Raw genomic sequence first — 11169 nt, forward strand, 5'->3', positions numbered from 1 at the left:
GTGCAAAGATAATGTTTTACCATATAAGTTAGAATGGGTGTTATTATCTATTTAATTTATTGATTATTAATAAATTAAATCGTTTGTCCAGCGCCAATCAGGCGATTGCGCCGTTTTCGTTTTTCAACCCCGTTGTTTCTGATTATTTTCCCCAAATGAAATACCTGCTGCCAGTTTGCGGAATTGTCCTGCTCTTTTACGCCTGTTCCGCACCCAAACCTACCGGGCAATCTGCACCTTACACGGAAACATCAAAGATTCCTGCCACCGATACGTTTCTGCACAACATCATGGCGGCGCATCCGCAACTGTTCGATTCCGTGCTTCAACGGGCCGATACACTCGACGTGCAGGTGATCTATACACAGATCGACCGCGATGAAAAAGGTGGCGCACATTTCACCAATCATTTTTTTCATGTGCGCGAAGACCGTTATTTCTATCCGGCATCAACGGTAAAATTACCTATAGCTGCGCTGGCATTGCAACGCCTGCACGAACTCAACATCGATCCTGAAACGGCCATGATCACCGAAGCGGCCGGCGAAGGACAGACCGCCGTTTACAACGATCCTTCCACCCCCGACGGAAGACCGACTGTTGCGCATTATATCCGGAAGATATTACTGGTGAGCGACAACGATGCCTATAACCGCTTGTATGAATTTTTAGGACCGGATTATATCAATGCTCAACTGCATGCGAGAGGTTATTCTTTCGCCCGTATACTGCATCGCCTTGAATCTTCCATACGGCAGGATTATACGAATCCCGTTGCCTTTGCCGATACCGGCGGAAGGTTGTTATACCAGCAACCCGCACGTTATGCGGCACACTGGCAGGCCGGTCCTTCCATTTACCGGGGAAATGGTTTTATCAAAGAGGGGAAGCTCGTATCATCACCATTTGATTTCGGTGCGAAGAACAGGATCACACTTCCGGAGTTGCACGACATCATGCGGAGTATTATGTTCCCGGAAGATGTGCCCGCGAAGCAACGTTTCAATCTCCGGCAGGAAGACTACACATTTCTGCGTAATTACATGTCCATGGCGCCGCGTCAGGCGGGTTATCCGCCCTACAACAACAGTGTTTATACAGATACCTATGTGAAGAACTGGTTGTATGGCACCGAAGGCAACCCCTTTCCCGGTGTACGCGTGTTTAACAAAACCGGAGGAGCCTACGGTTATCTGCTTGATATCGCCTATATCAAAGAGGAAGAAACGAGTGTGGAGTTTATGCTGAGCGGTGTTATTTATTGCAACAGCGACGGTATTCTCAACGACAATAAATACGATTACAAAACGGTGGGTTATCCGTTTTTCCGCGAGCTGGGCAAACTCATTTATGCGTATGAAAAACAACGCAGGCACAAACGATGATGTAGTGCATGAGCTGTTGAAACGTTGATGAATAAAGCATTCAAACGTTAGTTACGAATCGTAAAAAGTATTCGGAAAACGACACAACATCGCCGCAACACGTTGTGCAAATCGTTACATTTGTAACCGCTTGCTCATTCATAACCCCTTAAAATTTTCAACCTATCTCCATCATGCAGTTATCTTCTCTTTTGCAGCGCTTCAATGAGCCGGAAACTTTGAAAATGGCCAAACTCGGCCGCGAACTGAGAGCCCAGGGTATCGATGTTATTGATCTGAGCCTGGGTGAACCTGACTTTGATACACCGCAGCACATCAAAGATGCTGCTGTAAAAGCCATCCAGGACAACTGGAGCCATTACACGCCGGTGCCTGGTTTTCTCGATCTGCGCGAAGCCATCTGTACCAAGCTTAAACGCGATAACAATCTTGACTATAAACCGGAAAACATTGTGGTATCAACAGGTGCGAAACAAAGCCTGGCTAATGTGATCCTGTCGCTGGTAGATGAAAATGATGAGGTGATCATTCCCACTCCTTACTGGGTTACGTACAGCGAACTCGTGAAGATCGCACGTGGCCGTGTGGTGGAGATCAAAACTTCTGCAAAGGAAGGTTTCAAGATCACACCTGCGCAACTCGAAGCATCGATCACGCCGCATTCCAACGTATTCCTGTTTTCTTCACCCTGTAACCCCAGCGGCGCCGTTTATACACGCGCAGAACTGGAAGGGCTGGTGAATGTGTTCCGTAAATACCCCAATATCACCATCATCTCCGACGAGATATACGAATACATCAACTTCGTAGGCGCACATGAAAGCATCGCGCAATTCGAGGACATCAAAGACCGCGTGGTGATCGTGAACGGCTTGAGTAAGGGATTTGCCATGACGGGCTGGCGCCTCGGCTATACAGCATCGAGCGTAGAGATCGCCAAAGCATGTGAAAAGATCCAGGGACAGTTTACAAGTGGTACCAACTCCATCACACAGAAAGCTGCAGTGACCGCCTTGACAACCGATCTCAAGCCAACCATGGAAATGGTGGAGGAGTTCACACGCCGCAAAAAAAGAGTATTGGAGCTGGTAAAAGAAGTGCCGGGTATCGAATGCCCCGAGCCGGATGGCGCCTTCTATATTTTCCCGGATGTAAGTTCTTACTATGGAAAATCAGATGGTAATACAACAATCCATACATCCGGTGATTTCTGTATGTACCTGTTGAATACGGCACACGTGTCATCGGTAATGGGCGAAGCATTCGGTGACCCTGAGTGCGTACGTTTCTCTTTTGCCAACAGCCTTGAGAAAATTGAAGAAGCCTGGGCGCGTATCAAGAAAGCGCTGGCCAACCTGAAATAAAATAACAGTGTTGAAATTATTTCAAACGTCTTCCTTAACGGAGGACGTTTGTTTTTTCAGGATGATGCGATAGCGGCTGCTTTCTCCAGGAGCTGCTGGTGCAATTGCAGCACTTGTGGAATGAGCAATGTTTGTTCATCATTGTGCAACACGGCATGGCAGCGTTTCATTTTTTCTTCCTCCGGCATCTGCCGTTGCATACGGTGGCGCACCTGTTCGGCTGATACGCCGTCTCTTTTCATTACTCTTTCAATGCGGACATTTTCCGGTGCGGTAACACCGATGAGGAAGTCGAGGTATTGATCGGCGCCTGCTTCGACGAGCAGCGCTGCTTCTTTGATAGCGTAGGGCGTGGATTGACGATGCATCCATTTGTCGCTGTCGGCGATGGTTACGGGATGGGTGATGGCATTGAGCCGCGCCAGTTTCTGCGGATCAGGAAATACCAGCGAAGCAAGATGTGCCCGGTTGAGCAGCCCTTGCGCTGTGTAAACATCGTTCCCGAATTCTTCGGTGAGTAGCCGCCGTATCTCCGGATCGGTGTTCATCAATTGTTTTGCGGCATCGTCGGAGTAGTACACAGGAATGCCCAGCATTTCAAAAATGTGTGCAACGGTCGTTTTGCCGCTGCCAATGCCGCCTGTAAGTCCTACGCGTAGCAAGTTATAAGTAGTAAGTATTAAGTATTAAGTTATAAGTAAGCTTAATCATTCACCATTCACTATTGACTATTCACAAAAGCACAAAAAAATCCGAAATCTGCCGGAGCGAATTTCGGATTTTCAATGCGGAAAATATGATTATTTTTTATCAGCGGGAGCAGTGCCGGCAGCTTTGTTTACCTGTGCAGTCCAGTCCATGCTGATAGCAGATTTTTCGATGCGGATGTAAGAACCGGGGCTGGTTTCGATATTCAGCGTGGTGTCTTCATTTACTTTTGCAATCGTGCCATGAATACCTGCGATGGTAACGATACGGTCACCTTTCTGCAGGTCGGAAATGAATTTCTTCTGGTTTTTTGCACGCTTGGCTTGCGGGCGGATGAAAAACAACCAGAAAACAACGATCATAAGTCCCATTACGACAAGCATCTCGTTACCACCCAGGGGACCAGAGGGTTTGGCTTGCAAAAAGAAAATGTTCATTCTTTATTGTGTTTTAGCGTTAAAACGATTTATTCAGTTACTTCTACCTGGAAGTCCAGGTCTTGTGAGTTCTCCGGCAATGTGTTGGCTTTTACCGTTACATGTTTGCGGTGAGGGCCGACTGTCTGGTTCTTGCTGTCGAAGTTGGCTTTGATCACACCTTCCTGGCCCGGGGCAAATGGTTCTTTCGGTGTATCGGCCACCGTGCAGCCACAACCGGGTGTTACCGATTCGATCACCAGGTTTTTGGTGCCGCTGTTGCGGAAACGGAAGGCTACTTCCACTACCTGTCCCTGTTTCACCTTGCCCATATCTACAAATGTAGAATCGAGCCATTGAATGGAGGTAAAGTTGGCGCTGTCTTTCAGCATCTGCTCTTTTTGCTCCAGGGAGGTTTTCTTATCGGTTTCGCCGCAAGCGATCAAAAGGGTAGCGGCAAATCCCGCCAGTAGTAATTTCTTCATATTCCTTTTTCAATTGTGCGTTGCAAAGTTAGGGGTATCGCGGAAATAGGTCAGGATATCTTGCGGTGGTCAACCTTCCGCATTTTTCCCTGTGCCACCAGGTCTTTGTGAATATTATCCAGGATGCCGTTCACAAATTGTCCGCTTTGTTGCGTGCTGTATTCTTTTGCCAGATCGATGTATTCGTTGATCGTCACTTTCGGAGGAATAGTTTCGAAGTAGAGAAATTCGCTCACGCCCATTTCCATCAGGATCATGTCGAGCAGTGCGATCCGTTCGGGATCCCAGTTTTTGAGTTTGGGAACGATGAGTTCCTGCAGGTATTCCCTTTTATCGATCACGGTCTGCAGCAGGCTCTTGGCAAACTGTTCTTTATCGGGGCTCAGCATCTGGTTGAACAGCAACTGACCGGGTTTCTGAAGATAACCAACGAGCAATTGGATCACCATTTCTCCATCATCATCCCAATTGGAGAAGAGTTCTTCGATATGGCTGGTGAAGTTTTCCGAACCGAGCAGGAGATCATTGAAAATAAATTCAAGAATTTTTCGCTCGTCGCCTTTCTCACGTGTGGCATCTGCGATATAAGCGCGGTATTCAGGTGTGTCTTTGAGTTGCAGGTATACTTTGCGGATCAGTTCGAGGTCTGTGCGTTGTACGGGTTTGTCTTTGCCCACCTGTGCAATGAACTGTGGATCTTCGAGGATTTTCCAGAGCAGTTCGTTGCCCGCCAGCTTGGTGTTGACATTGAGATCTTCCGCAGAGGGCAAATGTTTGCTTGCACGCTGATGAGCATCTTTTTCCGCGTAGCGGGCTACTTCTGTCAGGAACCAGATCAGGTAAACAAACAGGGAACGGGTCTGATCAAAATGTTGTTGTAAGATTTTCCGGGGCTCGCCGGGTTTCGCTTCGGTCTCCAGGGTCGATACAGTATAGAGTGATTGCATCACTTTTACCCGTATGTTTCTTCTACTGATCATGTAAGAACTTTTGAAGCCGCAAATATAGGGCAAACAAGCCGTTTACCGAAGGGTCACGCAATAATAAAGGGTATCTTTTCAGATACCCTTTAAATCGAAGGTTGGTTTGGGTTTACGCAGGTGTTACCTGCCTGGTTTACTTTCTTCTATATTATAATTTGGTGATCTTAAGTGTAAGTACTTCACTTCCATCGCGCAGTTGTACATAGTATACACCTGCTGCGAGTCCTTTGAGGCTGATATTTTCCACATTCACACCCCGCTGCCAGCGCAGTGCGGTACGGCGAACCACGGCCCCTGCGCCATTGACCATGATCAGGTCACCATGGCCGGTTTTATCGGCTACGATTTCCAGCGTTCCCTGTTCCCTGGCCGGGTTGGGGTATACAGACCAGCGCAGTCTGCCGCTTTGCTGCGGTGTTACTGTGGCAACATTGGTATAACTGAATTTGCCATCGATATCTACCGCTTTGATCCGGTAATAAGCTGTTGTGGACAGCGGACTGGCGTCGGTAGACGTATAGTTGATCCGTGCATTGCTTACAAATGCTGCAGGTACCGTGTGCAGGGTGGTAAAGCTGATACCATCAACCGAACGCTCGATCTCAAAATGACTGCTGTTGGATTCTGTTGCAGTAGACCAATACAATTTAACAGCATTGGCAGATTCCCATACAGCCGTCAGCGGCAGCAGTTGCACCGGCAATGGTACAAAAACATTTACCGATACGGCATTCTTGCTGAGGTTTCCGCAACGTGTGGCCGGATTGTTTTGCAGATCGTTGGTCAATGCAGACAGCGGACCGCCTACATAAGCGTTAAGTGTTGCGGTGTTGAAATTAGTGGCAAGATAGGAGAACCCGTATACGGTATAAGTACCGGAAGGGAACGTGCCCGCATTGGTCAGGTTCGGTGTGGTAAGAATAGCCACGATGTTACCCGTAGCGTTATTAACCACTACGTAGCGGTAATTGTATTCAAGACCTGGCTGGAGGTAGCCGGATACAATATCACCGCCTGAAGGTGCAGATACCAATGAAATGGTATAGTTCAGCGGCAGGGTAGGTTGCGTTGAAGAGAACGTACCGATCACCAGGGAGTAGCGCACGCCCGCCAGCAGGTTGGCAGAGATCGTGTTACTGATATTAACATTGGAACCATTAAAGGTACCGTTGGAAGCAACCATGTTGAAGCAGGGAGCACCCGGGTTGAATTCTCCGCTGTAAACATTCATCATGAATGTGCCGGTATTTTTCTGGAAGCCGTATGCACCGCTGACGGGTACCTGGAAACTATAGGTATCGTAGCGCATCTGGTTGCCATTGTAATTGGTACAGCCACCGGTCACGGAATTGTTCACCGCAACAGTACTGTTGAGATCGCTCGTTGTCAGTGTGCCGGAAATAGGCATGATCGGATCGCCATAGTTCGGCGCGATCGACAGGTTGAGTGCTGCATTACCTGGTCCTGCACTCACTGTTGCGGCAGGAGTAAGAGTGGCACCTTCAGCAGCGCAGGCTGAAGTGATCGTAACATTGGCAGTATTGATGTTGTAGAAGATATTCTCTGCCGAACGCACCATGATGCGACCTGATGTAGTGGGAATATTGGGAACAACTACCGTTGCTGATCCGTTGTTGGGAACCGAAGCGGCCAATACATAACTGAAATTATTGCCACCATCGGGTGAGAAAAGAATACGGACGTTGGGACTGTTGAATGGCGCCGAAGCGGTAATGCCGTTTGTCCAGGTGATGTTCATGGTGTTGGTACCATTGGCAACGTAGGTGGTGGGTGTATTCTGTGATGTAACGACGAAAGCACCACTGGTCGTGTTAACATTTACTGCAATATCGGCTTGGGAGTTACAACCACCTCCGGATGCATTGTCGCGTACATTCACACGGAAGTTAAGGGTGCGGTCCACACTGGAAAGCACTTCATACGTTGGTGTAAAGCCTGCAACGACACTCGCAATATTGGGAAGATAGCGGGTAGGAGAGCTCGTGGGAGGGAAAGAACGGAAGTTAGCACCCGTTGTTGAAAATGCAGAAGGCGCCGCAGATGACGTGCCCACGTCCATTTGTTCCCACGTATAGCTCAGGTTATTACCATTTGCATCCGATGTCTGACAAGTAAGTATAAACGGTGTGCTCGGCGGAATAGTGTAAGAAGAAGCGGCCACGGTTACCACCGGGGCTACGTTCTGCAAGACCGTGCGTACCGCGCAGCTATTGCCGGTGCCGGTGGTTGCATAGGTTGCTATCTGCTGTACGTTGCCAACATGGAAATAGAGATCGGAGCCTTGCTGGTAGGAGTTGTTGGTACAAACGCCTGCATAAGCCATGAGCGTAGAACCTCCACCGGGTTCCCAGGATGTGCCGGCTGAAACGTTGCTACCGCATGATCCATTGGTCGCAGAAAAGCTGTGGGTGGCGCTGAACTCATGCGCCAGTTCGTGGGCAACCGTTCCATCGAATGCAGGACCTTGCGGACCCTGCAGGGGGTTGGCGCCAAAGCCAAAACTCAGGCCTGCGCCGCCGCGGCCTTTGCCGGTATTACAAACGGCGTTCAATTGCGCGAGACCGCCATTCCATCCGTTGTGGAAAACGATACCGAGATCATAACCGTTTACCGTGTATACACTGTTGAGCGCAGCATTGTTGGCATCCAATACGCCCGAATTAAGTGTGGTGGTAGTATAAGGATCCGATGTGGCATCGGTAAAAATCACAGGAGTGATATCCACCAGGTTAAACCGGATGGTGGCATCTCTTTCATAAATGGCATTGACCGTATTAACAGTGGTGGTAATATAAGTAAGCGCATTGCTCACCGATCCTGCCCACGCGGTATATTCGCCGGTGGCGGCTACGGCCAGGCGATAGGTTCGCAATTGACAATCTCCTGCATTCACGCGGGCACCCGTGGTTGCCGCATCGTGTTGCGGCTCGTCATTTACGCCACAGGCAAGCGGAACCGGCGGTACCACATCCCTGGTATAGTAAACGGCGTGCAGGCGGTTATTTTCCTCGTCAACCGGGTTGAAATAAACGGTCTGGTCTTTTGTAAACAGGATACCGGTGATGCCGTTACCGGCTATGGTGATACGGCCCAGGCTGCTGCCGGTGGCGGGGTCAACAAGCTGGTACGTCTTAACGCCGGGAATACGCGCCTGCAGCGAAGGAGCAAGAATGGAAGATTCTACCAGTTCGGCCGAAACCTGCGAGCCATCGGGCAGGGGAAAGCTCATGATCGGGCCTTTGGCGCCGCGACCGGCTTCAGCGGCCTGCTGGCTGCCCTGAAGCAGGCTGGTATTTAACCGCAGCAAGCGGAATTTATCGGGTAACGTACCCCGATTGGTGCCGACAGCCTGGCGCTGGTTAGCGACAGATTCTTCCTGCCAGAGTGACTGGGAGTGAAGTGGCAGGGTAAATAAAAACGAGAAAAAAAGGGCCAGTAGCCCGGGTGTGTAGCGTTGTCTCATACAGGGGTATTAAATAGTAGCAGAATTTGGAGGAAAATTACCGTAATCCGGTCAGAGTACGTGAAAAATTGTCCGGTAAATTTTGCCACCGGGCTGACGGTTTCTGCCAAAAAATGAAAAAATGACCGTTAAAAATCAACTGGCATACAATTAGACTACCTTTGCCGTCCCGCAAAAATGGCGGGTATTCTCATTAAAAATTCAAAAATCAATACAACTATGGCTAAAAAAGTCAATGTTACCCCGCTTCACGACAGGGTAATTGTAAAAGCCGCCGCTGCTGAGGAAAAGACTTCAGGTGGCATCATCATCCCCGATACTGCTAAAGAAAAACCCCAGCGTGGTACTGTGATAGCAGCAGGTCCTGGTAAAAAAGACGAGCCTGTGACCGTTAAATCCGGCGATACTGTATTGTATGGCAAATATGCAGGCACCGAAATCCAGATCGACGGCGAAGAATACCTGATCATGCGCGAGTCAGACATCCTTGCTATCGTATAACAAAAGACGTATGCGAGCGAATGTTGCAATGAATGCAATTTTCAAATCTTCAAATTATCAAATTTTCAAATTAAGTATATGGCAAAGCAAATCTTCTTCGATATTGAAGCAAGAAATAAGATGAAAAAAGGTGTTGACATACTTGCCAACGCCGTAAAAGTTACCCTCGGTCCTAAAGGCCGCAACGTGGTAATCGAGAAAAAATTCGGCGCACCTGCTGTTACTAAAGATGGTGTTACCGTAGCAAAAGAAATTGAATTGGAAGATCCCATCGAGAACATGGGTGCCCAGATGGTAAAAGAAGTAGCCTCTAAAACTGCCGACATTGCAGGTGATGGTACAACTACCGCTACCGTACTGGCTCAGTCTATCATCGCCGAAGGCCTGAAAATGGTTGCCGCCGGTGCTAACCCGATGGACCTGAAAAGAGGTATCGACAAAGCTGTTTCACTGATCGTTGAAAACCTGAAAGGTCAAAGCCAGACTGTGGGCAGCGACAGCAAAAAAATCCAGCAGGTTGCTACCATCTCTGCCAACAACGACGAAACGATCGGTAAACTGATCGCTGAAGCGTTTGCTAAAGTAGGCAAAGAAGGTGTGATCACTGTTGAAGAAGCGAAAGGCACCGATACTACTGTAGACGTAGTAGAAGGTATGCAATTCGATCGCGGTTACATTTCCCCTTATTTCGTTACCAACAGCGAAAAAATGGAAGCGGAACTGCAGAACCCTTATATCCTGATCTACGACAAGAAAATCTCCACCATGAAGGATATCCTGCATATCCTGGAGAAAGTAGCTCAAAGCGGCCGTCCGCTCCTGATCATCGCTGAAGATCTGGAAGGCGAAGCGCTGGCTACACTCGTGGTAAACAAACTGCGTGGCACCATTAAAGTGGCTGCTGTTAAAGCTCCCGGCTTTGGCGACCGCCGCAAGGAAATGCTCACTGATATTGCGATCCTCACTTCAGGTACCGTTATCAGCGAAGAGCTGGGTCACAAACTGGAAGGCGCTGATCTGACTTCTCTTGGTCAGGCTGCTTCTGTAACCATCGACAAAGACAACACAACTATCGTTGGTGGCAAAGGCAAAAAAGCGGACATCGTTGCCCGCGTTAACCAGATCAAAGCACAAATCGAGAACACTACTTCCGACTACGATAAAGAAAAGCTGCAGGAACGCCTGGCTAAACTGGCCGGTGGTGTAGCTGTACTGTATGTAGGTGCGGCCACTGAAGTGGAAATGAAAGAGAAAAAAGACCGCGTTGACGACGCCCTGCACGCTACCCGCGCTGCCGTGGAAGAAGGTATCGTACCGGGTGGTGGTGTAGCCTACATCCGCGCAATCGAAAGCCTGGAAGCCAAAGTAAAAGGCCAGATCGCTGACGAGCAGACAGGTATGGCTATCGTACGCCGTGCACTGGAAGAGCCTATCCGCACCCTCACTGCCAACGCTGGTATCGACGGTTCTATCGTGGTGCAGAGAATCAAGGAAGGCAAAGGCGACTTTGGCTTCAATGCCCGCACTGAAACCTACGAAAACCTGTTTAAAGCAGGTGTAATCGACCCTACAAAAGTTAGCCGCGTGGCCCTGGAAAATGCCGCTTCTATCGCGGGCATGTTGCTCACCACAGAATGTGTGGTAGCCGACAAACCCAAGAAAGAGGAAGCTCCGCATGCTCACGGTGCACCTGACATGGGTGGTATGGGTTATTAATTCAGCCAGGAACACCGGCGCAGCCGGTTACATATTAGAGGAACCCCGCATGTATGGTGGGGTTCCTTCGTTTTATCCCCGACCGGGGATAAATTTCGTTGGCGACTTTCCGGATTAGTAATACATT

9 protein-coding genes are annotated in these 11169 nt (G+C 49.0%); 4 read left to right on the top strand and 5 right to left on the bottom strand.

Features of this window, described 5'->3' with window-relative positions; all coding sequences use genetic code 11:
- The first annotated feature begins 83 nt into the window (after positions 1-83).
- Both H608_RS0101900 and H608_RS0101905 read left to right on the top strand, forming a co-directional pair.
- The gene (locus tag H608_RS0101900; RefSeq protein ID WP_051267922.1) at positions 84-1385 is read left to right on the top strand and encodes a serine hydrolase; all 1302 of its coding nucleotides are present in this window, start codon (positions 84-86) and stop codon (positions 1383-1385) included.
- A 173-nt stretch (positions 1386-1558) separates the two neighbouring features.
- A complete protein-coding gene (locus H608_RS0101905) occupies positions 1559-2749 on the top strand; it encodes a pyridoxal phosphate-dependent aminotransferase (RefSeq protein ID WP_028786190.1) in 1191 nt (396 codons plus the stop codon).
- Positions 2750-2805: 56 nt separating this feature from the next.
- On the opposite strand, the gene coaE is transcribed toward H608_RS0101905, so the two are convergent.
- The 5 genes from coaE to H608_RS23310 form a co-directional block, all read right to left on the bottom strand.
- Positions 2806-3411 (bottom strand): dephospho-CoA kinase, encoded by a 606-nt coding sequence (gene coaE, locus H608_RS0101910; RefSeq protein ID WP_028786191.1) that lies wholly within the window; start codon positions 3409-3411, stop codon positions 2806-2808.
- A gap of 138 nt (positions 3412-3549) precedes the next feature.
- Entirely contained in the window at positions 3550-3894 is a 345-nt protein-coding gene (gene yajC / locus H608_RS0101915; RefSeq protein ID WP_028786192.1) for a preprotein translocase subunit YajC, read from the bottom strand.
- Positions 3895-3923: 29 nt separating this feature from the next.
- The gene (locus H608_RS0101920; protein WP_028786193.1) at positions 3924-4358 is read right to left on the bottom strand and encodes a DUF1573 domain-containing protein; all 435 of its coding nucleotides are present in this window, start codon (positions 4356-4358) and stop codon (positions 3924-3926) included.
- A 50-nt stretch (positions 4359-4408) separates the two neighbouring features.
- Positions 4409-5338 (bottom strand): transcription antitermination factor NusB, encoded by a 930-nt coding sequence (gene nusB / locus H608_RS0101925; RefSeq protein WP_028786194.1) that lies wholly within the window; start codon positions 5336-5338, stop codon positions 4409-4411.
- 151 nt (positions 5339-5489) lie between these two features.
- The gene (locus H608_RS23310; RefSeq protein WP_051267924.1) at positions 5490-8825 is read right to left on the bottom strand and encodes a zinc-dependent metalloprotease; all 3336 of its coding nucleotides are present in this window, start codon (positions 8823-8825) and stop codon (positions 5490-5492) included.
- A 219-nt stretch (positions 8826-9044) separates the two neighbouring features.
- Between H608_RS23310 and H608_RS0101935 the strand changes: the two genes are divergently transcribed.
- Complete coding sequence (locus tag H608_RS0101935; protein ID WP_028786195.1) at positions 9045-9326, top strand: co-chaperone GroES; 282 nt, start codon at positions 9045-9047, stop codon at positions 9324-9326.
- Positions 9327-9404: 78 nt separating this feature from the next.
- On the top strand, positions 9405-11042 hold the full coding sequence (gene groL / locus H608_RS0101940) for a chaperonin GroEL (RefSeq protein WP_028786196.1): 1638 nt from the start codon (positions 9405-9407) through the stop codon (positions 11040-11042).
- Positions 11043-11169: the final 127 nt, after the last annotated feature.

This window comes from Terrimonas ferruginea DSM 30193, assembly GCF_000425585.1.
GTDB classification, from domain to species: Bacteria; Bacteroidota; Bacteroidia; order Chitinophagales; family Chitinophagaceae; genus Terrimonas; species Terrimonas ferruginea.

Excerpts from the sequence above, each read along its gene's own strand:
- H608_RS0101905 (WP_028786190.1), top strand. The coding sequence starts at position 1,559 with ATGCAGTTATCTTCTCTTTTGCAGCGCTTCAATGAGCCGGAAACTTTG.
- yajC (WP_028786192.1), bottom strand. The coding sequence starts at position 3,894 with ATGAACATTTTCTTTTTGCAAGCCAAACCCTCTGGTCCCCTGGGTGGT.
- H608_RS0101920 (WP_028786193.1), bottom strand. The coding sequence starts at position 4,358 with ATGAAGAAATTACTACTGGCGGGATTTGCCGCTACCCTTTTGATCGCT.
- nusB (WP_028786194.1), bottom strand. The coding sequence starts at position 5,338 with ATGATCAGTAGAAGAAACATACGGGTAAAAGTGATGCAATCACTCTAT.
- H608_RS23310 (WP_051267924.1), bottom strand. The coding sequence starts at position 8,825 with ATGAGACAACGCTACACACCCGGGCTACTGGCCCTTTTTTTCTCGTTT.
- H608_RS0101935 (WP_028786195.1), top strand. The coding sequence starts at position 9,045 with ATGGCTAAAAAAGTCAATGTTACCCCGCTTCACGACAGGGTAATTGTA.
- groL (WP_028786196.1), top strand. The coding sequence starts at position 9,405 with ATGGCAAAGCAAATCTTCTTCGATATTGAAGCAAGAAATAAGATGAAA.